This window comes from Streptomyces sp. NPDC005775 (assembly GCF_042871565.1).
GTDB lineage: Bacteria > Actinomycetota > Actinomycetes > Streptomycetales > Streptomycetaceae > Streptomyces.
In genome coordinates this window covers 78,101-102,423 of sequence record NZ_JBIAIU010000018.1, presented here as the reverse complement: position 1 = coordinate 102,423, position 24,323 = coordinate 78,101, and the positions used below count along the sequence as shown (strand labels likewise).

The following is a 24,323-nucleotide window of genomic DNA, read 5'->3' as shown; positions in this document are numbered from 1 at the left end:
ATCGCCTTCCCCCTCGCACTCAACCAACCCTTTTCGAAACAGTTTCGAAGCACGCCGAGACTACTCGCGATTCGGCTCCACCCGTACCCAGAACGCCTTCTACGGACCAGGAAACGGGTCTGCACATGTCTTGACAGGGCATCAGTTCGAACCTAATTTGCACAACCAGAGCTCGAAGAAAGTCCTACTTTCGAAAACCTTTCACCATGACTCACGAGAGCCAGTGGCTCTCGAGTGCGGAGAAAAGACATGGCGCTCTCCCGACGTACCCTCCTCGGCCTGGCCGCCGGCGTACCGGTCTCCGCGGCGCTGGCGGGGTGTGGCTCATCCGGTCCCGGCAAGAGCAGCGGTGGGGCCACGTACTGGTACCTGAACGGCCAGCCGCAGGAAGGCGTCAGAGCGGGCGCCGTGGACGCGTTCAACAAGGCCCACCCCAAGGGGCAGATCAAGGACACCACCTTCCAGAACGACGCGTACAAGACGAAGATCAAGACCGCCATCGGTGCGGGGCAGGCGCCCACCATCATTTGGGGCTGGGGCGGCGGGACGCTGCGCACCTACGTGGAGGCGGGCCAGGTCGAAGACCTCACCTCGTGGTTCGGCGAGCACTCCGAGGTCAAGAAGAGCCTGTTCCCGTCCTCGTTCGGCGCGGCAACCGTCGACGGCAAGATCTACGCGATGCCGTCCGAGGTGGTGCAGCCGATCATCCTGTACTACAACAAGAAGGTTTTCGAACGGGTCGGTGCGCAGCCGCCGAAGTCCTGGGACGACGTCATGGCGCTGGTCCCCAAGTTCAACGCCAAGGGCATAGCGCCGTTCTCCCTCGGTGGCCAGTCCCGGTGGACGAACATGATGTGGCTGGAGTTCCTGTTCGACCGCATCGGCGGTCCGGAGCTGTTCCAGGCCATCATGGAGGGCGAGAAGAACGCCTGGTCCCACCCGGATGCCATCACCGCCCTGACCAAGGTGCAGGAGCTGGTCAAGGCCGACGGGTTCGTCAAGGGCTTCTCCTCGATCACGGCGGACTCCAACGCCGACCAGGCGCTGCTGTACCGCGGCAAGGCCGCGATGATGCTGCACGGCGCCTGGTCGTACGGCATCCAGCAGGCCGACGGCGGGGACTTCGTCTCCAGCGGCGCGCTGGGCTACATGAACTTTCCGCCCATCGAGGGCGGCAAGGGGGATCCGGGCAACACCGTCGGCAACCCCGCCCAGTACCTGTCCATCTCCTCGAAGGCCAGTGCCGAGGAGAAGAAGATTGCCAAGGACTTCTTCGCCACGGGCATCCTCCAGGACGAGGAGTCGAAGAAGTGGATCGACAACGGGTCGGTCCCGATCCGGCTGGGCACGGAGAAGCTGCTGGCCGCCTCCAAGAACGCCGATTTCCTGCAGTTCACGTACGACATCGCCAGTAAGGCCAAGGTGTTCGGCCAATCCTGGGACCAGGCGCTGAGCCCGGCGGCGGCCGAGGCCCTGCTGGACAACATCGCCAAGTTGTTCCAACTGTCCGTCTCCCCGACGGAGTTCGCGGGCAACCTCAATGCGGTCATCGGCAAATGACGGCACTCACCAGCCCCCCACCGCGTCGCGAGCCAAGCAGCGTACTCCCGTGGCTGGCGGTGCCGGCGCTGATCCTCTTCGTCGGCTTCGCCGTGATTCCGCTCCTCGGCGTCTTCGCGCTGAGCTTCACCACGTGGGACGGGATCGGCACCATCCACCCGTCGGGGCTGACCAGTTGGCGGGCGGTGCTCACCGATCCCGGGCTGCCGCACGCCCTGTGGGTGACCTTTCTGGTCATGGCCGTGTCCTGGGCAGTACAGACGCCGCTGAGCATTCTGCTCGGCACGTTCATGGCAGGCCGCCAGCGCTACCGTGCGGTCCTGGGCGTGGTGTACTTCGTGCCGCTGATGCTCAGCTCAGCGGCGATCGCGATCGCGTACAAGGCACTGCTGGACCCCAACTTCGGGCTCGGTGCCGGGCTGAAGATCCAGACGCTCAGTCAGGACTGGCTGGGGCGGCCCTGGCTCGCTTTCGGCGTCGTCATCTTCGTCGTCTCCTGGCAGTTCGTCCCGTTCCACTCCCTGATCTACCAGGGTGGTGTCCAGCAGATTCCGAAATCCCTCTACGAAGCTGCCCAGTTGGACGGAGCCGGACGGATCCGGCAGTTCTTCAGCATCACGCTTCCCCAGCTGAAATACACCATCATCACCTCATCCACGCTGATGGTGGTCGGATCGCTGACCTTCTTCGACCTCATCTTCGTCCTGACCGAGGGCGGCCCCGGCGACGCCACCCGGGTCCTGGCCCTGGACATGTACAAGCGGGGATTCCAGGCCAGCCTGATGGGACCGGCCAGCGCCATCGCGGTCATCCTGGTCCTGGTGGGTCTGGCCCTCGCCCTGCTGCTGCGCCGGCTCGGGGGCCGGGACGCCGGCGCGAGTCAACTCGAAGGGGCCTGACGTGACCACCACGCCGACCGATCCGCGACGACCGCGGAAGGCCGACCGCCGCAAGCCGCAGCGCCACTCCCGTCGGCGCAACTGGGCCGGCGGCCTGGCCGGATGGATCTGGCTCGTCATCGTCGCCGTACCCCTGTACTGGACCCTCATCACCAGCCTCAAGGCCCAGAGCCGCTACTACGCGAGCAACCCGCTGGTGCCTTCGGCCGACCCGACACTGGACAACTACCGGCTGGTCATCGAGTCCGACTTCCTCCGCTACTTCGTGAACAGCGTCGTGGTCACCGCCGGCGCCGTGGTGCCGGCGGTCGTGTTCTCGTTCATGGCCGCCTACGCGATCGTCCGCGGCTGGCGCATGCGGGTCCTTCGCGCGACGAACGGGCTGTTCCTCATGGGCCTGGCCATCCCGCTGCAGGCGACGATCATCCCGGTCTACCTGATCATCATCAAGCTGCACCTGTACGACAACCTGCTGGCGCTGATCCTTCCGTCGATCGCCTTCGCCATCCCGCTGTCCGTGCTGGTGCTCGCCAACTTCGTCCGCGACGTCCCCAACGAGCTGTTCGACTCGATGCGGGTCGACGGCGCCACCGAATGGACGACGCTGTGGCGCCTGGCGGCACCGCTCACCCGACCCGCCATCCTCACCGTGACCATCTTCAACGCGCTGACCATCTGGAACGGCTTCCTGCTGCCCCTGGTCCTCACCCAAAGCCCCGAACGCCGGACCCTGCCACTCGCGCTCTGGTCCTTCCAGGGCCAGTACGGGGTCAATGTTCCTGCCGTTCTCGCCGCCGTCGTCCTCACCACCCTGCCCCTCCTGGTGCTGTACGCGTTCGGCCGCCGCCAGCTGCTGAGCGGTCTGACCGCCGGATTCAGCCGGTGACAGAAGCCGGCGCCCCGGCCGGTGGCCGGCCCAGTGGTCCGGCACGTCCGGAGCCCGGACGCGATCCGCTCCGTCCCGAATCCTGCTCGCCCACCTGTTCGCCCGTCGTGCCCCGGTCGGGGGCCCGGCGGGCGTGAGAGGAAAGTGAACATCCACGTGGCTGTAGAGAAGACTCCCCGCATACCCCTCTGGAACGACCCCACCGTTCCCGTCACCACCCGAGTCGACGCCCTGATCGCTGAGATGACCCTTCAGGAGAAGACCGCCCAGCTGTACGGAGTGTGGGTGGGCGCCTCCGACCAGGGCGGTGAAGTGGCCCCCCACCAGCACGACATGCAGGAGGCGGCCGTCGATCTCGACGCGCTCCTGCCGACCGGACTCGGCCAGCTGACCCGGCCCTTCGGCACGGTCCCGGTCGATCCCGCCCTGGGTGCGCTCTCCCTGGCCCGCACCCAGACCCGCATCGCCGCGACGAACCGGTTCGGCATTCCCGCTCTCGCCCATGACGAGTGCCTGGCCGGCTTCGCCGCCTGGGGGGCGACGGCCTACCCCGTTCCCCTCTCCTGGGGCGCCACCTTCGATCCCGACACGGTGCGGCGCATGGCCGCCGCCATCGGCCGCGACATGCGTGCCGTCGGCGTCCACCAGGGGCTCGCGCCCGTGCTGGACGTGATGCGCGACGCCCGCTGGGGACGGGTCGAGGAGACCATCGGCGAGGACCCGTACCTCGTGGGCACCATCGGGACGGCGTACGTGCAGGGCCTCGAATCCGCCGGGATCGTCGCCACCCTCAAGCACTTCGCCGGCTACTCGGCCTCTCGCGCCGGCCGCAACCTCGCGCCCTCCTCCGTGGGCCCGCGAGAGCGTGCCGACGTCCTGCTGCCCCCCTTCGAGATGGCGATCCGCGAAGGCGGTGCCCGGTCGGTGATGAACGCCTACACCGACACCGACGGCATGCCCTCCGCAGCCGACGAGGACCTGCTCACCGGACTGCTGCGCGACACGTGGGGCTTCGACGGAACCGTCGTCGCCGACTACTTCGCGATCGCCTTCCTGAAGACCCTGCACGGCATCGCAGGCGACTGGGGCGGCGCCGCCGGCGCGGCGCTGCGGGCGGGCATCGACGTCGAACTGCCCAACGTCAAGGCATACGGCACGCCCCTGACCGAGGCCGTCACCGACGGCCTCGTACCGGAGGCCCTGGTCGATCGCGCACTGCGCCGGGTCCTCACCCAGAAGGCGATGCTCGGCCTGCTCGACCCGGACTGGAACCCTCTGCCGGCCGCGCTCGACGGGGCGGATCCGAAGGACCCGGCGGCCCTGCGCGGCCGGATCGACCTGGACGGTCCGGACAACCGCGCGCTGGCCCGCACGGTCGCCGAGGAAGCGGTCGTGCTGCTGAGCAACGACGGCACCCTGCCGCTCGACAGGCCCCGCCGCATCGCCCTGCTCGGCCCCAACGCCGACGAGCCCGCCGCCGTACTGGGCTGCTACTCCTTCCCCCAGCACATCGGCGTCCGTCACCCCGGGACCCCCCTCGGCATCGAGCTGCCCACCCTGCGCGACACCCTGGCCGCCGAGTTCCCCGACGCCGAGATCACGGTCGTCCGCGGCACCGGAGTCGACGACGGAGACCGCTCCGGCTTCCGCGAGGCCGCACAGGCGGCACACGAGGCCGACGTCGCCGTGGTGGTGCTCGGCGACCGCGCCGGCCTCTTCGGACAGGGCACCAGTGGCGAGGGATGCGACGTCGAGTCGCTGGCGCTGCCCGGCGCGCAGCAGCACCTGCTCGACACCCTGCTCGACCTGGAGACACCCGTCGTCACCGTGCTGCTCGCCGGACGGCCGTACGCCCTCGGCCGCGCCGTGGAGGAGTCCGCCGCGATCGTGCAGTCCTTCTTCCCGGGTGAGGAGGGCACGCACGCGATCGCCGGGGTGCTCGGCGGCCGTATCAACCCCTCCGGACGTCTTCCGGTCAGTGTGCCGCGCGGGCCGGGGTCCCAGCCGGCCACGTACCTGGGGGCGCGGCTCGCTCACGCCAGCAAGGTGTCCAGCATCGACCCGACGCCCGCGTTCGCCTTCGGCCACGGCCTGTCCTACACACGGTTCGACTGGACGGACCTCGCCGTGGACGTCAAGGAGGCGGCGACGGACGGCGAGTTCACCCTCACCTTCACCGTCCGCAACACGGGCGGGCGGCCTGGAACCGAGGTCGTCCAGCTCTATCTGCACGACCCGGTCGCCTCCGTCGTCCAGCCGGTGCAGCGCCTCATCGGCTACGCCCGGGTCGATCTGGAGCCGGGCGAGGCCCGGCTCCTTCGCGCCACGGTCCCGGCCGACCTCGCCTCGTTCACCGGACGCGACGGTCGTCGCGTCGTCGAGCCGGGCGAGCTGGAAGTGCGGCTGGCCGCCTCCAGCGCGGATCCGCGCCTGTCGGCCCGGGTCACGCTGACGGGAGCCGAGCGCCACCTGGATCACACGCGGCGCCTGCACGCCGCGATCAAACAGGAGCCGGCGCCCCGGGCGTGAGCCGGCGTGCGCGGCGTACGTCGCGGCAGCGGCGGCGCTGCGCACACGGGGCCCCGGGGCCGGGCATGTGGCCGTAGTGGTTCTCGTCGTCCTACAGCACGCCGCGCCCGGCGAGGTTGCGCATCAGCGCGCGTACCCCGAACGTCCACGGCGCGGCCTGCTCGCTGGGAACGACGGTGTTCACCAGAGCGCCGAGTCGCGGGCTGGAGATCCGCACGATGTCGCCGTACTCGTGGGTGAAGCCCGCTCCGGGTGCCTGCCGGTCCTCGGTGGGGGCGAACAGCGTTCCGGTGAACAGCGCGAATCCGTCCGGGTATTGATGGTGTGGACCGTGCGTGGCGGCCACCAGGTCCAGGACGTCGCGGCTGATCTCGCGCATGGAACTGCTGCCGTGCAGTACGTAGCCGTCCGTGCCGTCGATCCGCAGGTCGATGTCGAGGCCGCGTACGGTGTCGAGGTCGAAGTCCTCGTCGAAGAGACGGACGAACGGGCCGATCGCGCAGGACGCGTTGTTGTCCTTGGCACGGGACAGCAGCAGGGCGCTGCGTCCCTCGATGTCGCGGAGGTTGACGTCGTTTCCGGCCGTCGCACCGCGCACCCGGCCGCGCGAGTCCATGACGAGGACGACCTCGGGCTCGGGGTTGTTCCACACCGAGGCGCCGAGCACCCCGATGTCGGCGCCCGTGCCGACCGCGGACAGCACCGGGGCCTTGGTGAACACTTCAGGGTCCGGTCCGATGCCGACCTCCAGGTACTGCGACCACAGCCCTTCGGAGACAAGCAGTTCCTTCGCCCTGTCCGCTTCCGGCGATCCGGGACGGATGCCGTCGAGCGTGCCGCCCACCGCCTGCCCGACGCGGGCCCGTACCCGCGCGGCCTGCGCCGGATCGCCACCCGCGCGCTCCTCGATGACGCGTTCCAGCAGACTCCGGGCGAAGGTGACGCCCGCGGCCTTGATCACCTGCAGGTCGATGGGCGCGAGCAGATGCGGGACGTCGGGGCGGCCGACCGGTGCCTCCAGCAGTTCGTCCAGGCGCCAGACGCGTCCGCCGTCGGCCTCGCGGACGACTGCCACCGCGTCGTCGCGTTCCATGAGGTCACAGACGGTGGGTGCGAGGGCCGTCAGGTCGACGACCTGCTCGCCGCGGACCGCGGCCACACACGGCCCGCCCTCTTCCGGGTCGTGAACGCGTGCGACGAGGGCGGCCCGGTCGGCGTCCACGGGCAGGACGGAGCCGGGTGTGAGGACCGGACGAGGGCGCGCTGCTGCCGTTTCCACGATCGATGCTCTCCTGGTGTCGAGGGGGGTGCGGCCGGCGAGGCCGGGCGGTGGGGACCGGGTCGGACTCAGTGGGAGTCGCGGGGGACCTCGTGTCCGCGGCTTCCGCGCAGGAACCCGAAGTCGGCGCCACGGTCGGCCTGTTCCACGTTCTGGGTGTAGAGCCAGGCGTAGCCGCTGGTGTGCCGCTCAGCCGGTGCCCTCCATGCCTGCCGGCGTCGCGTGAGCTCGGCGTCGTCCACGTCCAGCCGCAGGGAGCGGTTCGGGACGTCGAGGACGACGGGGTCCCCGTCGCGTACCAGGGCGAGAGGTCCGCCGACGGCGGCCTCGGGCGCCACGTGCAGGACCACCGTCCCGTACCCGGTGCCGCTCATCCGGCCGTCGCAGACGCGCACCATGTCCTTGACGCCGGCCTTCAGCAGCTTGGCGGGCAGCGGGACGTTGGAGACCTCGGGCATGCCGGGGTAACCCTTGGGACCGGCGTTGCGGATGACGATGACGGTGTTCTCGTCGATGTCGAGGTCCGGGTCGTCGGCCACCTCGTGATAGGCCTCGGGCGAATCGAAGACGCGCGCGGGGCCGCGGTGGGTGAGCAGGTGGGGTGACGCGGCGGACTGCTTGATCACAGCGCCGTCGGGGCAGAGGTTGCCGCGGAGGACGGCGATACCGGTGCCGGCCGGCTGGAAGGGGGCGTCGAGGGCGGTGATGACGTCGGAGCCGACGCGCTCGGTGCCCTCCGTGTTCTCGGCGACGGTGCGTCCGGTGACCGTGATCTGTCCGCCGTGCAGCAGCTCGCCGCTGAGCAGCTCGGCCAGGACGGCGGGCAGGCCGCCCGCGTAGCAGAAGTCCTCCATGAGGTACGTGCCGCTGGGCATCAGGTTGACCAGGGTCGGCACCGCGCGAACCAGGGAGTCGAAGTCGTGAAGCGGCAACTCGACGCCGACGCGACCGGCGATGGCGGTGAGATGGATGAGGGCGTTCGTGGAGCCGCCGATGGCCGCGTTGACCCGGATGGCGTTCTCGAACGCCTCCCGGGTCAGGATCTGCGAGGGGCGCAGCTCCTCCTCCACCATCCCTACGATGCGCTGCCCCGCCGCCTGCGCGATCTCCATCCGCCGGGAGTCGACCGCGGGCCAGGCCGCCGAGCCCGGCAGCTGCATGCCGAGCGCCTCGGCCATGCAGGCCATGGTCGAGGCGGTCCCCATCGTCATGCAGTGCCCGTGGGAACGGGCCATGCACCCTTCCGCGAAGAAGCACTCCTCCTCGGTCATCCTGCCGGTCTTCAGGTCCTCCTCGAACTTCCAGACGTGGGTGCCCGAACCCACGTCCTGGCCCCGGTACTTGCCGTTGAGCATCGGCCCGCCGGTCACCATGACGGCGGGCAGGTCGACGCTGGCAGCGCCCATGAGCATGGCGGGGGTCGTCTTGTCGCAGCCTGACAGCAGCACGACACCGTCGAGCGGATTGGCCCGGATCAGCTCCTCGACCTCCATGGCCATGAGGTTGCGGTACAGCATGGCGGTGGGGCGCATCAGGGTCTCGCCGGTGGCCATGGTGGGGAACACGAGCGGCAGGCCGCCCGCCTGCCACACGCCACGCTTGACGGCTTCGGCGACCTGTGTCAGGTGGGCGTTGCACGGGGCCAGCTCGGAGGCGCTGGTCGCGACGCCGATGACGGGACGCCCGTCGAACACCTCGTGCCCGAGGCCCTGGTTGCGCATCCAGGAGCGGTACAGCATCCCGCTGCGGCCCTGGGCGCCGAACCATGCCTGGCTGCGGCGGCTCGTCTTCTGCACGTCGGTCATGTATGCACTCCCGTGGCTCCGGCGTCGTCCGCTTCGCGGTGGGGCGTTGTGGGGTGCGGACCCGCAGGCCGTACCCTGGACGACAATCATTAAATGATTCGATGATTGGCGTCCAGGGGGTGGGCAGAGATCGTGGTGAAGTTCCTGACCATGCATCAACACGTGGTCGACGAACTCGGGCGGCGCATCGTGGCCGGCGCATGGCAGCCGGGGGACCCGTTGCCGGTGGAGGACGCACTCGCGGCGGAGACCGGCGTCAGCCGAGGGGTGCTCCGGGAAGCGGTCAAGGCGCTGGTGGCCAAGGGAATGCTGCACGTACGCCCCCGCACGGGCACGCGCGTGCTGCCTCCGGAGCACTGGAACCACCTGGACCGTGACGTGCTGCGCTGGAAGCAGGCCGAGGACTCCACGGCTCTGCTGCGCGACACGGGTGAACTGCGCCGGATCGTCGAACCCGCGGCGGCCCGGCTCGCCGCCGACCGGGCCGGCCCCGACGACGTACGAGCCCTGTACGACTCGCTGGCGGCCATGGAGGCCGCGGCGACGGAACCCGGCCGCCGCGGCTACGTCGAGGCCGACATCGCCTTCCACCGGGCCCTGCTCGACGCCGGCGGCAACCGTCTCCTCGGCTCGCTGGGCCGTGCCGTCGACATCGCGCTGGAACACAGCTTCCTCGTCAGCACCCGGACCCCTGGCGCGGTGGAGGCCTCGCTGCCGGGTCACCGCGCCATCGTGCAAGCGGTCGAGGCCCGCGACGGCGCGGCTGCGGCGGCCGCCGTACTGGCCATCATCGAAGCCGCGGAACAGGAGATCGCCCAGTCACCCGAAGACGCCGGTTGACGCCGTATGCCGTCACGGGCGCGCCCCTGCAAGGCAAGGACACGGGAGCGGCCGACGCCGCCGCGTCTGCACCTTCGCGGCCGCTGCCGCCGTTGAACGCCCCCGGCCGCACCGTGGTGCCGTTGGCCGTAGCGGCGCCCGCGGCCTCCAGGCACAGACCGGATTCCACGCCCACGACCCCCACCGTCGGACTTCCGTGCGTCATTACCCTCGGGTCCGGTGCGGCGGGTTCGCGTGGAAGTGGGGTGAGGTTCGGGGTCCGGTGCGTCTCAACTGGTGGCTGGGCCCGTCCAGTCCGTGGGGACGTGTCCGAGGCGGACCCGCTGCGGGTGGTCGCCGACGGGGATCGAGATGACCTTCCTGCCCGTGGAAAAGTCGATGGCCGTCACCTGGTCGGTGCCGCTCTCCGACACCACGCAGTGCTTGCCATCTCCACTGACGGTGGCCCAGTACGGTTTGGAGGCGGTGACGAGCGGGCCCTCCTGAAGCGTCTCCCGGTTCACGACGGTGACGTAGTCGTCCATGGTTCCGGCGATGCAGAGCTTGTCGCCCCGGGGGCTCATGGACATGCCGTGGTGGCGGGAGTCGTTGACGTAGGTGGTGCGGTCGTCGCTGGTGTCCGGGTTCTCCGGCAGCGTCTTCACCCGGGTGATCTTGTCGTTGTGCACGTCGTACTCGACGAAACCGTTGAAGAAGGAGACCTGGAAGTACATCTTCGACTCGTCAGGCGTGAAGGCCACGGGGCGCAGCGCGTCGGACAGGTCCTTGCGGCCGAAGGCGTCGAGCCGCTCGCGCATGTCGATGATCTTCTTGACCTGGAAGGTCTTCGCGTCGGCGACGGTGATGCGGCGGTCGCCCTTGGTGAAGTCCTGCCAGGGCGCGTCCATGTCGGTGTTGACCTCACCGATGGCCATGTTCCAGAGGTACTTGCCGCCGTCGGTGTACACGTTCTCGTGCGGCTTGTCGCCCGTCTTGAAGTTGCCTGCCTCCTCGCCCGTCGCCATGTCCAGAACGTGCACGGTGTTGGAGATGGAGGAGGAGACGGCGACCTGGGTGCCGTCGGGAGAGACCGCCATGTGGTCGGAGCGGAAACCGGACACCGGGAAGCGCCAGTTGATCTTGCCGCTCACCACGTCGATGGAGACCACATCGGCAAAACTCGGCCGGGAGGCGACGACGGACTTGCCGTCCTTCGTGGTGTACATGTCGTCGACGTACTGGTCATGACCCTCGCCCGGGCCGAACCGGATACCGAGGAAGAAGGCGAGCTTGACGGGGTTGAGGTAGATCTCCCACAGGCGCTCCTCCTTATCGGGGATCATGTCGATCCGACCGATCTTGGCGTAATCGCCACGGGAGTTGATGACGTCGGCGGTGCCTTCCCAGTTGTTCCCGACGAAGAACACCTCCTTGAGCTCCGCCAACTCGGCTTCCCGCGCCTGCTCCGGGAGCTCGCTCGCGCCGGCCGGGCCGGGGATGGTGGGCAAGGCTCCTGCGACCAGCCCTGCGGCGGCAAGGACCACCGCGCCGAAGGTGTGCCGGCGGCGAGGGCGACGGGGAGCAGAACGCGTCATGGTGAACTCCAGAGGCAGGGGGTGGACGGCGCGCCGTCAGACAGGCCCGCATCTGTTACTGGAGGTAACGTAGCCAGGAGACGGAATCTTGAACAGGGCACCATCGAGATTCCCCGGCAGCAAAGGTCCTCGGTGCTGGTGTTCGAGCCGTCCAGGCCGGCGCCGCCGAGCGATTCGGCCAGGGTCCGGGCCCGGCCCGAGGGCGACATCGTGACCACCCGGTAGCCGTTCGCGGCGAACTCCCGCACGCACGCGGCGCCGATCCCGGATCCGCCACCGACGACGATCGCGACCTTCCCGGATGCGGACGAGGGGGCCTCAGTCATGCGTGTACTCCTTCAGGCGGGTGGCGACCAGGGACTCGAGCGCGTCGGCGGCCAGCTCGGCGTACCGCGCGAAGTCGGTGTCGTCACCGGCGGCCGCGGCCACGCGGAAGCCGTCGGTGAACGCCCGCCCCATGACGGCCATGTCGTGCGCCGGCTCTGCCGCGACATCCTCGGGCACCCCGGGGTACGAGGCTCGTCGCCGGGAGGTGACGAACTCGAACATCTCCTCACGGATGGCGAGGTACCGCTGACGTGCGAGGTTGTCCTCCAAGCGTCGCTCGAACGCGAAGACCGCCTGCTTGGACCCCTCGGAAGCCCTGCTGGGCCTTGCGTTTGGCGGCCACCCATCCCCCTGTCAGCGTGATGGAGACGATCGGCAGTATGTCCCGTTCCTCCTCGGCCAGGTGCTCGATCAGGTGGAGGAAGGTCAGCATCTCCCGGGCGTGCGCACCGATGACTTCGGATCGCGCACGGTCACCGTCCACGGCGCGGAGCAACCGCGGAAGCCGGCCGAACTCGCGCCGGAGGACGCGATGGACGAGCACCATCTTTTGAGTGTCGACGCCGGGCCCGGGAACACTCACCGTGACGCCTCGACCGCGGCGGCGTTCCGGACGGCCTCAAGCGGTGTGATCGCCGGCCGGCCGATGAGGTTTATCAGGTCGTCACTGTCGGTGAACAGTTCCCCGCGGGGCTCGCGCCGCCGCCGGGAGGAGCTCCTTGCCCTCTATGCCGAGGGCCCGGCCCGCACGGCCTCAGTCTGAGAGGTCCGTGAGGCTGAGACTACGAGCGTCAAGAATCTCCGAACGAGACCTTGAAGACGTCGCGGACGCAAGCGACCCCGTGATGAATTCGCAGTTCAGAAGGCTTCGGAAGTCAGGCCCGGCACTCGACCCGCTCCACGGAGGGAAACAGGTCGAGCATCTCACCCGAATCACAAAACCGCAGGTCAGGCATCCTTCTTCACCGGCTCCAGGATCGCCACGCACTCCACGTGATGCGTCATCGGGAACAGGTCGAACGCCCGCAGCGTCCGCACCTTGTACCCGCCCTCCGCGAAGTACGCCAGGTCCCGGGCCAGTGCCGCCGGGTCGCACGCCACGTACGCGATCTTGCGTGCGCCGAGGGCCGAGAGGCGCTTGACGACCTGCTTGCCGGCGCCCGCGCGCGGCGGGTCCAGGACGATCAGGTCGCACTCCGTGATGCCCGTGCGGGGCAGGATCTGGTCGACCTTGCCGTGCTCGATGCGGACCCGCTCCAGGTCCTTGAGGTTGTGGCGGGCGTCCTCGACCGCGCGCTTGCCGGACTCGATGCCGAGCACCGCGCCCTTCTCGCCGATGCGCTGGCCGATCGCGCCGGCGAACAGGCCGACACCGCAGTAGAGGTCGAGGGCCGTGTCGTTCTTGCGGGGCAGCAGGCCCTGCATGACCGCGCGGACGAGGGTGTCCGCGGCCTGCGGGTGGACCTGCCAGAAGCCGCCGGAGCCGACGCGGTAGGTGCGGTCGTCGGCGCGCTCGCGGACGAAGCCGCGGCCGTGGACGCGGTGCACTCCGCCGTCGCTCTCGTCGACGCGCAGGACCGAGACGGGCTTGTCGAGCTCGACCAGCGGGAGGCGGCCGCCCTCGCGCGGGGTGAGGATGACCTGGCGGTCGTGGGAGCCGGTGGCTGCGATGGCCTCCACCGTGGCCATCTGGGGCCAGTCCTGCTTCTCGATACCGAGCTCGGTGACGCCGGGCGCGGCGATCAGGCACTGGTCGATGATCTCGACGTCGTGCGAACGGTGCTTGCGCAGGCCGACGCGGCCGTCCGCGTCGATGGCGTACTGGACGCGGGTGCGCCAGGCGGGCACCTCGCCCGGCGGGAGCTTGTCGCCCTCGGCCGGCATGACGGTGCCGTCCCAGCCCGCCTCCTCGGGGGTGAGGCCCGCGAGGCGCTGGAGCTGCTCGGCGATCACTTCGCCCTTGAGCCGCCGCTGGGCGCCGGGCTTCGCGTGCTGCCAGTCGCAGCCGCCGCACTTGCCGGGTCCGGCGAACGGGCACGGGGCCTTCACCCGGTCCTTGGACTCCTCGATGATCCGCACCGCGTCGGCGCGCAGGAAGCGGGAGTCGGTGGCACCGTCGGTGACCCTGGCGATGATCTTCTCGCCGGGCAGCGTGTGGCGTACGAAGAGGACCTGGCCCTCGGCGGTACGGGCGATGCAGTGGCCGCCGTGGGCGACCGGGCCGACCTCCACCTCGTACTCCTGGCCGACCAGGGACTCCCCCGCCTGCGTCTCCTCGGCCTGCGATTCCCCGGTCTGCGGCGAAGTGGATTCGTTCTGCATGAGGGGGTGGCTCCAGAGAGAGAAGGTGATCGGGGAACGGCGCACAAGGAAAAGCGGCCGGACAACAACCTACGAGTCTACGTGGGTGTCGTCCTGCCGCTTACCAGGAGCAGCGGAGCGGAGGAGCGCAGAGGACGCCGCGGGTCAGCCCTTCTGCGTCGGCTCCTTGTGTCTGCGCTCCACGGGGCCGCGTCGCACCGAACCCGGGGCGCTCCAGTCCGCGCGCTTGCGGGCCCGCTTCTTGGCCGCCTCGGAGGATTCCAGCTGGTACGGGACGGAGGTGACCATCACACCGGGGGTGAAGAGCAGCCGGCCCTTGAGCCTGAGGGCGCTCTGGTTGTGCAGCAGGTGCTCGTACCAGTGGCCGACGACGTACTCCGGGATGTAGACGCTCACGACGTCCCGCGGGCTCTCCCGGCGCAGACCCTTGACGTACTCGATGACCGGGCGGGTCACCTCGCGGTAGGGCGAGTCGAGGATCTTCAGCGGGACGTTGATGCCGCGCCGCTCCCAGTCCTCCTTGAGCGCCTTCGTCTCCGCCGGGTCGACGCTGATGGAGAGCGCCTCCAGGTGGTCCGTACGGATCAGCTTGGCGTACGCGAGGGCGCGCAGGGTGGGCCGGTGGAGCTTGGAGACCAGGACGATCGAGTGCACCCGGGAGGGGCGGACGGTCTCGTCGGAGGGCGTCTCGTCGGCGGCGATCTCGGCGGCGACCCGGTCGTAGTGCTTACGGATCGCGGTCATCGTGCCGTAGAAGATCACCATGCCGAGCAGCGCGACCCAGGCGCCGTGGGTGAACTTGGTGGCGAGGACGACGACGAGCACCAGGCCGGTGAAGAAGGCGCCGAAGGTGTTGATCGCGCGGGAGCGGATCATGTGGCGGCGCTTGAGCGGGTCCTTCTCGGTGCGCAGGTGCCGGTTCCAGTGCCGGACCATGCCGGTCTGGCTGAGCGTGAAGGAGACGAACACGCCGACGATGTAGAGCTGGATGAGCCGGGTCGAGTCGGCGCCGTAGATGACGACCAGCAGGATCGCGGCGCCGGCCAGCAGGACGATGCCGTTGGAGAAGGCGAGCCGGTCGCCGCGGGTGTGCAGTTGGCGGGGCAGGTAGCGGTCCTGGGCCAGGATCGAACCGAGCAGCGGGAAGCCGTTGTACGCGGTGTTGGCGGCCAGGAAGAGGACGAGCGCGGTGGCCGCGGCGAGGATCACGAAGAAGAACGTGCCGTCGCCGAAGACCGCGGCGGCGACCTGGGAGATCACCGGGTCCTGGACGAAGCTCGAACCGACCGGGGAGCCGTTGTGGATCAGGTCGTTCGCCGGGTTCTCGGCCATCTTGACGTCGGTGGCCATGGCCAGGCCGATGATGCCGCAGAACATGGTGACGGCCAGCAGGCCCATCGCCGCGAGGGTGGTGGCGGCGTTCTTGCTCTTGGGCTTGCGGAAGGCCGGCACGCCGTTGCTGATGGCCTCGACACCGGTGAGGGCCGCACAGCCGGAGGAGAACGCGCGCAGCAGCAGGAAGACCAGGGCGAAGCCCGCCAGGCCGCCGTGCTCGGCCTTGATCGTGTAGTCGGAGGTCGGGGCGTGCATGGTGTCGCCGAGGACCAGTCCGCGGAACGCGCCCCAGAGGATCATGATGAAGACGCCGGCCACGAAGAGGTACGTGGGGATGGCGAAGAGTTTGCCGGACTCCTTGACGCCGCGCAGGTTCATCAGGGTCAGCAGCACGATCGCGGCGACGGCGCATGCCGTCTTGTGCTCGACGACGAACGGGATCGCGGAGCCGAGGTTCTCCACCCCGGAGGCGATGGAGACCGCGACGGTCAGGACGTAGTCGACCAGCAGGGCGCTGGCGACGGTCAGTCCGGCCTTCGGGCCGAGGTTGGTGGTGGCGACCTCGTAGTCACCGCCGCCGCTCGGGTAGGCGTGCACGTTCTGCCGGTACGAGGCGACGACCGTGAACATCAGGACCACGACGGCGACCGCGATCCACGGGCTGAAGTGGTACGCCGACACGCCCGCGATGGACAGCACCAGGAGGACTTCGCCGGGTGCGTACGCCACCGAGGACAGCGGGTCGGATGCGAAGACGGGGAGGGCGATGCGCTTGGGGAGGAGCGTCTCCCCCAGTTTGTCGCTGCGCAGGGCCCGGCCGATCAGGATCCGTTTGGGCACGTCGGTCAGTTTGGACACGCTGAGGATCGTAAGGGTTCCGTATGGGAGCAGCCCACGCACCACCCCCGTGGCCCCGCAATCTCCTGCACTCGGCCGGAAAGGCCACGAAATCCTTAACGCAATCCTTGCACCGCGGCCCGTCGAAAGCCCGCGGAAGTGAACCGGAACACCTCGGGGGGCGTCGCCTTTGCCACAGTGCCCCCGGGATACGCACACTCGAATGAGGCAACGCGCCCGGCGCCGCTTAAGCTCATCGTGGGCAACGGGACGAACCGTTGCCCCATTGTTTGCCCGGCCAGCCGAGGAATGAGTGTGAGCAGGGTGTTTTCGCAGGTCAGCCGGACGACCAGGACTGCGAGGTAGGCGCAAGGTGCACATCGTCATCATGGGCTGCGGGCGAGTGGGGGCCGCTCTCGCGCAGACCCTGGAGCAGCAGGGGCACACGGTCGCCGTCATCGACCAGGACCCCACGGCGTTCCGGCGCCTCGGATCCGGCTTCGGCGGCCGTCGCGTCACGGGGGTCGGTTTCGACCAGGACACCCTTCGCGAGGCGGGGATCGAGGAGGCCGGTGCGTTCGCCGCGGTGAGCAGCGGCGACAACTCGAACATCATCGCGGCCCGCGTGGCGCGCGAGATGTTCGGCATCGAGAACGTCGCGGCCAGGATCTACGACCCCCGGCGTGCCGAGGTGTACCAGCGTCTCGGTATCCCCACGGTCGCCACCGTGCGCTGGACCGCGGACCAGATGCTGCGCCGGCTGCTGCCTTCGGGCGCCGAGCCCCTGTGGCGGGATCCGAGCGGTGGGGTGCAGCTCGCCGAGGTGCACACCACGCCGTCCTGGATCGGCCACAAGATCAGCACCCTCCAGGAGGAGACGGGCGTGCGCGTCGCCTTCCTCACCCGGTTGGGCGAAGCCATACTGCCGTCGTCGCAGACGGTGCTGCAGGAGGGCGACCTCGTCCACGTGATGATGCGTACGGACGAGATCGCGAAGGTCGAGGCGGCCTTCGCCGAGGGCCCCGAGGAGGGCGGTCACTGATGCGTGTCGCGATTGCCGGGGCCGGCGCGGTGGGACGTTCCATCGCGGGCGAGCTGCTGGAGAACGGGCACGAGGTGCTGCTCGTCGACAAGGCGCCGACCGCCATCTCGGTGGAGCGGGTGCCGATGGCCGAGTGGCTGCTGGCGGACGCCTGCGAGATCACCTCGCTGGACGAGGCGGCGCTGCAGCGGTGCAACGTCGTGATCGCCGCGACCGGCGACGACAAGGTGAACCTGGTCGTCTCGCTGCTCGCGAAGACGGAGTACGGCGTGCCGCGTGTCGTCGCCCGGGTGAACAACCCGAAGAACGAGTGGCTGTTCAACGAGTCCTGGGGCGTCGATGTGGCGGTCTCCACGCCGCGTCTGATGTCTGCCCTGGTCGAGGAGGCGGTGAGTGTCGGCGATCTGGTCCGGCTGCTGCGCTTCAGCCACGGCGACGCGAACCTGGTCGAGCTGACGCTGCCGCCGGAGTCGGCGCTGGCGGGTACGCAGGTCGGGGAGGTCGCCTGGCCGGAGGACACCTCGTTGGTCACGATCATCCGGGGGCAGCGCGTGCTGACGCCGAGCACGGAGGAGACCCTGGAGGCCGGGGACGAGCTGCTGTTCGTGGCCGCCCAGGCGCGCGAGGAGCAGTTGGAGGACCTGCTGTCGGTGCGCAGGGGCGACCCGGAGAGCTGAGACGCGAGAAAGACGGGAGGGGCCTGTCACCGCCGTGGCGGTGACAGGCCCCTCCCGTATGACCTGCGTGTCGTGCGTGGCGTGCGCGGTTTCAGAACTCCTGGCCGCGGGGCGCTTCGGCGGCGGCCGCCGCCTTACGGGCCTTCTCGGCCTGCTCCTCGGCCTCCATCTCGGCGAAGACGTCGATGGGCGGCGGCGCCTTGGCGAGGAAGACCCAGGTGAGGTAGACCGCCAGCAGGAACGGCGGGATCTTCAGTGCGATCAGGACCCAGCCGAACTGGGTGGTGTCGCCCCACCAGTACAGCGGGAAGAGGATCGCGCACTTGGCGAGCAGGATCAGTCCCCAGGCGTAGCTGGCCTTGGCGTAGGCCTTCTTCCGGCCGGGGTTACGGGTGCGCCAGGAGAGGTTCTCCTTGAACACCGGGCCCAGGATCAGTCCGATCAGCGGGAGGCCCGCGATCGTGGTGACGAGGTAGGCCAGGGCCAGACCGAGCGTGTAGATCATGCCCGGGAGGTAGAAGTCCTTGGCGTTGCCGGTCATCTTCGCGAAGACGACACCGAAGGCGACACCGAAGACACCGCTGAAGGCGTGCTTGACGGTGTCCCTGCGGATCAGCCGGACGACCACGAGCACCAGCGACACCGCGACGGCCGCGATGGCCGAGTTCGTGAGGTTCTTGTCGATGGTGAAGATCGTGACGAAGAGCAGTCCCGGCAGGACCGTCTCCACCATGCCCCGGACGCCGCCGAAGGCCTCGAAGAGCGCGGCCTCGGTGACCGCCTTGGCGTCGGCCTCCTGCTGGTCTGTGGTGCGGTCCGTATCGGACGTCGGCTTGTCGAGAGACGTCACCGGCTACTCCTTGCCGAGCGGTCGGAGTTCGTATTTGGGGTTGAACAGCACCCGGCGCCCGTGGCTCATGGCGATGCGGCCGGAGGCGATGAGCTTGCGGCCCGGTTCGATGCCCACGATGGAGCGGCGGCCGAGCCAGACCACGTCCAGCGGCGCGGTGCCGTCGAAGAGCTCCGCCTCGAGGGCGGGCACTCCGGCACGCGGTCGCAGGGTGACCGTCCGCAAGGTACCAGTGACCTTCACGATCTGGCGGTCGGTGCACTCGGAGATCCGGGTGCATCCCGATGCCTGCGAGTCCTCCTCCAGCTCCTCGCACTCCAGGTCCTCCTGGGAGCTGGAGAGCCGGTCGAGCATGCGCCGGAAGCGCCCGGACGGCCGCTCGGCCTTCTGGGTCTTCTCGAATCGGGGTACGGCACTCATACCCGAAGGGTACCGGTCTCCGGAGGTGCCGCAGGGTTGCCGCCGTCTCACCCGAACGGGTTACGCGGACACCCCTCATCGGGCTTTCAGGAGCGCTCGAAGCGGTAGCCCATGCCGGGTTCGGTGACGAAGTGCCGCGGGTGCGAGGGGTCGGCCTCCAGCTTGCGCCGCAGCTGGGCCATGTAGACGCGCAGATAGTTGGTCTCGGTGCCGTACGAGGGCCCCCAGACCTCCTGGAGCAGCTGCCTCTGGCTGACCAGCCGGCCGCTGTTGCGGACCAGGACCTCCAGCAGGTGCCACTCGGTGGGGGTGAGCCGTACGTCGCGTCCCTCGCGGTGGACCTTCTTGGCGGCGAGGTCGACGGTGAAGCCGTCGGTCTCCACGAGCACGGCCGCGTCGCCGCCGTCCTGGCCGACGGGCTCGGCACGGCGCACCGAGGCGCGCAGCCGGGCCAGCAGCTCGTCCATCCCGAAGGGCTTGGTGACGTAGTCGTCGGCCCCGGCGTCCAGCGCCTCGACCTTCTCGTCGGAGGTGTGCCGGGCCGAGAGCACCAGGATCGGCACACGGGTCCAGCCGCGCAGGCCCCTGATCACCTCGACGCCGTCCATGTCGGGCAGCCCCAGGTCCAGGACGACGACGTCGGGGTGGCGCGCGGCCGCCAGCTGGAGCGCGGTGGCCCCGTCGGGCGCCGCGTCCACCTCGTACTTGCGCGCCTTCAGGTTGATCACGAGGGCGCGTACGATCTGCGGCTCGTCGTCGACCACAAGCACCCGGGTCATCGCGGTCCTGCCTTTCTGCTGTACGTGGATGTGCGGAGTTCTCCGCGGATCATGAGGCCGTTCATGAGGCGGTTCATGGGCGGTTCATTGATTGGTAAATGAAGTCGATCGTGCGGCGGTTCACGAGGTGACCCGTGCGGGCAGGTCCGGGCTGACCGGAACGTGGCCCGAGGCCGCCTTGAGGGTCAGGACCATGGTGAGGCCCCCGCCGGGAGTGTCCTCGGCGTCCAGCGTGCCGCCCATGGACTCGACGAAACCGCGGGCCACCGCGAGGCCCAGGCCCACTCCGGCACCGCGCGGGGCGTCTCCGTAGCGCTGGAAGGGCTCGAAGATGCGCTCCTTGGCCTCGTCGGGGACGCCCCGGCCGCCGTCGGCCACCCGGAGCTCGACCCGGGCGCCCAGCGCGCTGGCGGCCACGGTGACGCGCGCGCCGTCCGGGCTGTACTTGACGGCGTTCTCGACGATGTTGGCGACGGCCCGTTCCAGCAGTCCGGGGTCGACGGCGACCATGGGCAGCGTTTCGGGGATGTCCAGCTCGACGCTGTCCTCGGGGACGCCGCCCAGGGCCATGGGGACGACCTCGTCGAGGTCGATCTCGCGGATCAGCGGCGTGACGGTGCCGGTCTGCAGGCGGGACATGTCGAGGAGGTTGCCGACGAGGTGGTCGAGGCGGTCGGCGCCGGCCTCGATGCCTTCGAGGAGTTCGGCCTCGTCGTCGTCGGACCAGGCGACGTCGTCGGAGCGCAGGGAGCTGACGGCGGCCTTGATGGCGGCGAGGGGGGTCCGCAGGTCATGGCTGACGGCGGCCAGCAGCGCGGTCCTGATCCGGTTGCCCTCGGCGAGCCGGCGGGCGTCCTCCGCCTCGCCGACCAGGCGCTGGCGGTCCAGGACGACGGCGGCCTGGGCGGCGAAGGCGCCGAGTACGCGGCGGTCCTCGGCGGGCAGCACCCGGCCGGAGAGCGCCAGGGCCATGTGGTCGCCGACGGGCATGTCCACATCGGCGTCCTCGGGCCGGGCGACGGGCGCCGGGCCGACGCTGCCGGCGCACGTCCACGGGTCGACGTCGCTCTGCCGCTCCAGCAGGGCGACGGACTCCATGCCGAACGTCTCACGGACCCGGTCCAGGAGGGCGGCCAGGGTCGTCTCGCCGCGCAGCACGCTGCCGGCCAGGAAGGAGAGGATCTCGGACTCGGCGCGCAGCCTGGCGGCCTGATGGGTGCGGCGGGCCGCGAGGTCGACGACGGAGGCCACCGCGACGGCCACCGCGAAGAAGATCACGATGGCGACGAAGTTCTCGGGGTCCTGCACGGTGAGGGTGTGAGTGGGCGGGGTGAACCAGTAGTTCAGCAGCAGCGAGCCGGCGGCGGCCGACGCGAGGGCCGGCCGCAGCCCGCCGAGCAGGGCCGCGCCGACGGTCAGGAAGAGGAAGAGGAGGACGTCGTTGGCGAGGCCGGGGCCGTTCTCCATGCCTTTGAGGAGCAGGGCGAGGAGAGCCGGTCCGCCCACGCCGACGAGCCAGCCCCAGATGATGCGGGCCCGGCCGAGCCTGGCACCGCGGGCCATGGGGAGGCCGCGGCCCTTGGCGACCTCGTCGTGGGTGACGATGTGGACGTCGAGGTCGGTGCCGGACTCCCGGGCGACCGTGGCGCCGACACCGGGGCCGTAGATGTACTGCCAAGCCTTGCGGCGGCTGGAGCCGAGGACGATCTGGGTGGCGTTGACGCCCCGGGCGAATTCGAGGAGGGCCGAGGGTATGTCGTCGCCGATGACGTGGTGGAAGGTACCGCCGAGGTCCTCGACGAGCGTGCGCTGGACGGTCAGCTCCTTGGGCGAGGCCGAGGTGAGTCCGTCGCTGCGGGCGATGTAGACGGCGAGGATCTCGCTGCCGGAGCCCTTGGCCGCCATCCGGGAGGCGCGGCGGATGAGGGTGCGGCCTTCGGGGCCGCCGGTGAGTCCGACGACGATGCGTTCGCGGGCCTGCCAGGTGGTGCGGATGTTGTGCTCGCCGCGGTACTGCTGGAGGTATTCGTCGACCCGGTCGGCGACCCAGAGCAGGGCCAGCTCGCGCAACGCGGTGAGGTTGCCGGGGCGGAAGTAGTTGGAGAGCGAGGCGTCGATCCGGTCCGGCTTGTAGATGTTGCCGTGCGCCATCCGCCGGCGCAGGGCCTGGGGCGACATGTCGACGAGTTCGAGCTGGTCGGCGCGCCGGACCACTTCGTCGGGCACGGTCTCGCGCTGGCGCACGCCGGTTATGGACTCGACGACGTCCCCGAGGGACTCCAGGTGCTGGATGTTGACCGTGGACACCACGTCGATGCCGGCCTGGAGGAGTTCCTCGACGTCCTGCCAGCGTTTGGCGTTGCGGGAGCCCGGCACGTTGGTGTGCGCGAGTTCGTCCACCAGGGCGACGGCCGGGGCCCGCTCCAGGACGGCGTCGACATCCATCTCCGTGAAGACGGCGGAGCGGTACTCGATCACGCGGCGCCGGATCTGTTCCAGGCCGTGCAGCATGACCTCGGTGCGCGGACGGTCGTGGTGCTCGACGAAGCCGACGACGCAGTCGGTGCCCCGCTCGACCCGGCGGTGCGCCTCGGAGAGCATCGCGTACGTCTTGCCGACGCCCGGTGCCGCACCGAGGTAGATCCGAAGTTTGCCGCGCGCCATGGCCCCATTGTCTTCCAGAAACCGGGCTCCGTTTCACCGGGACCGGCGGCGGCCCATGCGGCAGCCACTGTCGAAACTACTCCGTGATTTTCCGACATATCGGGTGCGGAGTGCGGCTGCGGTCCGTATTGACACAATTCTGATGCCCCGGCCGGAGGGCGTCGGGGACGCTCGTCAGTGCTCGACGATGTGCCCGTCGCGCAGTTCGAGCACCCGGTCGGCGAGGCCGAGCAGTTGGGCGTCGTGCGTGGCGACGAGTGCGGTGACGCCCTCGCCGCGGACGACGGCGCGCAGCAGTTGCATCACGGCGAGGCCGGTCTCCGCGTCGAGCTGTCCGGTGGGTTCGTCGGCGATCAGCAGGGCGGGCCGGTTGGCGAGCGCGCGGGCGATCGCCACGCGCTGCTGCTGGCCTCCGGAGAGTTCGCCGGGACGCTGGGCGGCGTGGTCGGCGAGACCGACCAGGGACAGGAGCAGCGAGACCCGCTCCTCCCGTTCGCGCGGATCGGCCTTGCGCAGCCGCATGGGCACGCCGACGTTCTCCGCCGCGGTCAGGATCGGGATCAGGCCGAACGACTGGAAGATGAAGCCGATGCGGTCGCGGCGCAGCTCCAGCAGTCCGTTCTCGCCGAGCGAGGAGAGGTCCGTGCCGTCCACGGTGATCCGGCCGCTGTCGGGGGTGTCGAGGCCTCCGACGAGGTTGAGCAGCGTCGTCTTGCCGGAGCCGGAACGCCCCTTCAGCGCGACGAGCTCACCGCGGGGCACCTCGAAGGACACCCCGCGCAGGGCGTGCACGGCACCGGCGCCGGAGCCGTGGGAGCGGTGCAGGTCCTCGATCCGGACCATCGGCCGTTCGGCGACGGTGGTGCCGCTCTCCTTGCCGCTGCCCGTGGCTGCGGTGCTCTCGGTCATGTCGCTCCCCGTACGTCATTCGGCCTGTCGGCCGCCAGTATGTGCATACGCCCGGGGGCCGGGCAATGCCCGGGTCCGGCCGTGGCGGCGGACCCGGGCATGGGCGCGTTCAGCGCGTTCCCGTGCCGTTCATGAGCGCCCGCAGCGCGATGTTGAGCTGGAGGACGTTGACCCGCGGTTCACCGGCGAAGCCGAGGACGCGGCCGTCGGTGTGCCGGTCGACGAGCTCGGCGACCTGGGCGGCGTCGAGGTGGTTGCGCGCCGCGACGCGGTTCACCTGGAGCCGGGCGTAGGCCGGGGATATGTCCGGGTCGAGGCCCGAGCCGGAGGAGGTGACGGCGTCGGCGGGGACCTGGGAGGGGCTGACGGGGTGGCCGGGGACGGAGTTGTCCTCGACGACGGCGGCCTTGGCGGCGGTGACCCAGTCGATGAGTTCCTCGTTGTCGCCGGAGCGGTTGGTCGCGCCGGAGAGGATGAGCGAGTACCGGGTGTTCACGCTGTTGGTGCCCAGGCCGTTGGAGGGGCGGGGCTGGAACCACGTGAGGTCGGGGGCCGCGGTCTCCTGGCCCTTCCGCAAGGGCAGGTCGTAGCGCTGGCCGATGAGTGCGGAGCCGACGACCTTGCCGTTCGCCGTGATCTCCGAGCCGTTGGCGCGGCCGGGCATGAGTCCCTGGGCGACGCCGGTGACGGCGAGCGGGTAGATGACACCGCAGACCAGGGTCAGGACGAGCAGGGCGCGCAGTCCCGCCCAGAGGAGTCGGGCGGAGTTTCCTACGGAGTTGTTCATGG

Annotated in this window: 21 protein-coding genes; 8 read left to right on the top strand and 13 right to left on the bottom strand. The window is 69.8% G+C overall.

The window, feature by feature from the left end:
• The first annotated feature begins 249 nt into the window (after positions 1 to 249).
• From ACFYPA_RS32865 to ACFYPA_RS32850, 4 genes are all read left to right on the top strand, one after another.
• On the top strand, positions 250 to 1,560 hold the full coding sequence (locus ACFYPA_RS32865; protein ID WP_359085377.1) for an extracellular solute-binding protein: 1,311 nt from the start codon (positions 250 to 252) through the stop codon (positions 1,558 to 1,560).
• Positions 1,557 to 2,459: a sugar ABC transporter permease gene (locus ACFYPA_RS32860; RefSeq protein ID WP_359085378.1), complete on the top strand. Its 903-nt coding sequence runs from the start codon at positions 1,557 to 1,559 to the stop codon at positions 2,457 to 2,459. The genes ACFYPA_RS32865 and ACFYPA_RS32860 overlap by 4 nt, the downstream gene beginning before the upstream one ends.
• A gap of 1 nt (position 2,460) precedes the next feature.
• Positions 2,461 to 3,345: a carbohydrate ABC transporter permease gene (locus ACFYPA_RS32855; RefSeq protein ID WP_359085379.1), complete on the top strand. Its 885-nt coding sequence runs from the start codon at positions 2,461 to 2,463 to the stop codon at positions 3,343 to 3,345.
• Positions 3,346 to 3,489: 144 nt separating this feature from the next.
• A complete protein-coding gene (locus tag ACFYPA_RS32850; protein ID WP_389136020.1) occupies positions 3,490 to 5,874 on the top strand; it encodes a glycoside hydrolase family 3 N-terminal domain-containing protein in 2,385 nt (794 codons plus the stop codon).
• 91 nt (positions 5,875 to 5,965) lie between these two features.
• Here the strand turns inward: ACFYPA_RS32850 and ACFYPA_RS32845 are convergent, their stop codons facing one another.
• The gene (locus tag ACFYPA_RS32845) at positions 5,966 to 7,153 is read right to left on the bottom strand and encodes a fumarylacetoacetate hydrolase family protein (RefSeq protein ID WP_359085381.1); all 1,188 of its coding nucleotides are present in this window, start codon (positions 7,151 to 7,153) and stop codon (positions 5,966 to 5,968) included.
• Between the two features lie 68 nt (positions 7,154 to 7,221).
• Positions 7,222 to 8,958: an IlvD/Edd family dehydratase gene (locus ACFYPA_RS32840; RefSeq protein WP_359085382.1), complete on the bottom strand. Its 1,737-nt coding sequence runs from the start codon at positions 8,956 to 8,958 to the stop codon at positions 7,222 to 7,224.
• A gap of 105 nt (positions 8,959 to 9,063) precedes the next feature.
• Here ACFYPA_RS32840 and ACFYPA_RS32835 point away from each other — a divergent pair, with 105 nt between their 5' ends.
• Positions 9,064 to 9,798 (top strand): FadR/GntR family transcriptional regulator, encoded by a 735-nt coding sequence (locus ACFYPA_RS32835; protein WP_359085383.1) that lies wholly within the window; start codon positions 9,064 to 9,066, stop codon positions 9,796 to 9,798.
• A 269-nt stretch (positions 9,799 to 10,067) separates the two neighbouring features.
• On the opposite strand, the gene ACFYPA_RS32830 is transcribed toward ACFYPA_RS32835, so the two are convergent.
• From ACFYPA_RS32830 to ACFYPA_RS32820, 3 genes are read right to left on the bottom strand one after another with little or no spacing between them, the layout of a single operon-like run.
• Positions 10,068 to 11,372, bottom strand: coding sequence for a YncE family protein (locus tag ACFYPA_RS32830; protein ID WP_359085384.1), 1,305 nt, complete (start codon positions 11,370 to 11,372; stop codon positions 10,068 to 10,070).
• Positions 11,369 to 11,698 (bottom strand): SDR family NAD(P)-dependent oxidoreductase, encoded by a 330-nt coding sequence (locus ACFYPA_RS32825; protein ID WP_359085385.1) that lies wholly within the window; start codon positions 11,696 to 11,698, stop codon positions 11,369 to 11,371. Before ACFYPA_RS32825 ends, ACFYPA_RS32830 begins: the two co-directional genes overlap by 4 nt.
• Positions 11,691 to 11,969 carry a hypothetical protein gene (locus tag ACFYPA_RS32820; protein WP_389136016.1) on the bottom strand — a complete coding sequence of 93 codons (279 nt, stop codon included), beginning with the start codon at positions 11,967 to 11,969 and terminating at the stop codon, positions 11,691 to 11,693. Before ACFYPA_RS32820 ends, ACFYPA_RS32825 begins: the two co-directional genes overlap by 8 nt.
• A 28-nt stretch (positions 11,970 to 11,997) precedes the next feature.
• Between ACFYPA_RS32820 and ACFYPA_RS32815 the strand changes: the two genes are divergently transcribed.
• On the top strand, positions 11,998 to 12,462 hold the full coding sequence (locus ACFYPA_RS32815; protein ID WP_389136014.1) for a hypothetical protein: 465 nt from the start codon (positions 11,998 to 12,000) through the stop codon (positions 12,460 to 12,462).
• 185 nt (positions 12,463 to 12,647) lie between these two features.
• Here ACFYPA_RS32815 and ACFYPA_RS32810 read toward each other — a convergent pair whose 3' ends face one another.
• Together ACFYPA_RS32810 and ACFYPA_RS32805 are read right to left on the bottom strand one after the other, a co-directional pair.
• Positions 12,648 to 14,021, bottom strand: a complete 1,374-nt coding sequence (locus ACFYPA_RS32810; protein WP_389136012.1) for a class I SAM-dependent RNA methyltransferase — start codon at positions 14,019 to 14,021, stop codon at positions 12,648 to 12,650.
• 144 nt (positions 14,022 to 14,165) lie between these two features.
• Positions 14,166 to 16,214 carry an APC family permease gene (locus ACFYPA_RS32805; protein WP_359085388.1) on the bottom strand — a complete coding sequence of 683 codons (2,049 nt, stop codon included), beginning with the start codon at positions 16,212 to 16,214 and terminating at the stop codon, positions 14,166 to 14,168.
• Positions 16,215 to 16,566: 352 nt separating this feature from the next.
• Between ACFYPA_RS32805 and ACFYPA_RS32800 the strand changes: the two genes are divergently transcribed.
• Together ACFYPA_RS32800 and ACFYPA_RS32795 are read left to right on the top strand one after the other, a co-directional pair.
• A complete protein-coding gene (locus ACFYPA_RS32800) occupies positions 16,567 to 17,235 on the top strand; it encodes a TrkA family potassium uptake protein (RefSeq protein ID WP_026242838.1) in 669 nt (222 codons plus the stop codon).
• A complete protein-coding gene (locus ACFYPA_RS32795) occupies positions 17,235 to 17,912 on the top strand; it encodes a TrkA family potassium uptake protein (protein ID WP_359085389.1) in 678 nt (225 codons plus the stop codon). The genes ACFYPA_RS32800 and ACFYPA_RS32795 overlap by 1 nt, the downstream gene beginning before the upstream one ends.
• Positions 17,913 to 18,003: 91 nt before the next feature.
• Here the strand turns inward: ACFYPA_RS32795 and ACFYPA_RS32790 are convergent, their stop codons facing one another.
• From ACFYPA_RS32790 to ACFYPA_RS32765, 6 genes are all read right to left on the bottom strand, one after another.
• Positions 18,004 to 18,762, bottom strand: coding sequence for a DUF3159 domain-containing protein (locus ACFYPA_RS32790; protein WP_359085390.1), 759 nt, complete (start codon positions 18,760 to 18,762; stop codon positions 18,004 to 18,006).
• A gap of 3 nt (positions 18,763 to 18,765) precedes the next feature.
• Positions 18,766 to 19,182, bottom strand: a complete 417-nt coding sequence (locus tag ACFYPA_RS32785; protein ID WP_359085391.1) for an OB-fold nucleic acid binding domain-containing protein — start codon at positions 19,180 to 19,182, stop codon at positions 18,766 to 18,768.
• Positions 19,183 to 19,268: 86 nt separating this feature from the next.
• Positions 19,269 to 19,961 carry a response regulator gene (locus ACFYPA_RS32780; protein ID WP_359085392.1) on the bottom strand — a complete coding sequence of 231 codons (693 nt, stop codon included), beginning with the start codon at positions 19,959 to 19,961 and terminating at the stop codon, positions 19,269 to 19,271.
• Between the two features lie 120 nt (positions 19,962 to 20,081).
• Positions 20,082 to 22,625: a sensor histidine kinase KdpD gene (locus tag ACFYPA_RS32775; protein WP_359085393.1), complete on the bottom strand. Its 2,544-nt coding sequence runs from the start codon at positions 22,623 to 22,625 to the stop codon at positions 20,082 to 20,084.
• Positions 22,626 to 22,799: 174 nt separating this feature from the next.
• Positions 22,800 to 23,534, bottom strand: coding sequence for an ABC transporter ATP-binding protein (locus ACFYPA_RS32770; protein WP_359085394.1), 735 nt, complete (start codon positions 23,532 to 23,534; stop codon positions 22,800 to 22,802).
• Positions 23,535 to 23,643: 109 nt separating this feature from the next.
• The gene (locus tag ACFYPA_RS32765; RefSeq protein WP_389136008.1) at positions 23,644 to 24,321 is read right to left on the bottom strand and encodes a potassium-transporting ATPase subunit C; all 678 of its coding nucleotides are present in this window, start codon (positions 24,319 to 24,321) and stop codon (positions 23,644 to 23,646) included.
• Positions 24,322 to 24,323: the final 2 nt, after the last annotated feature.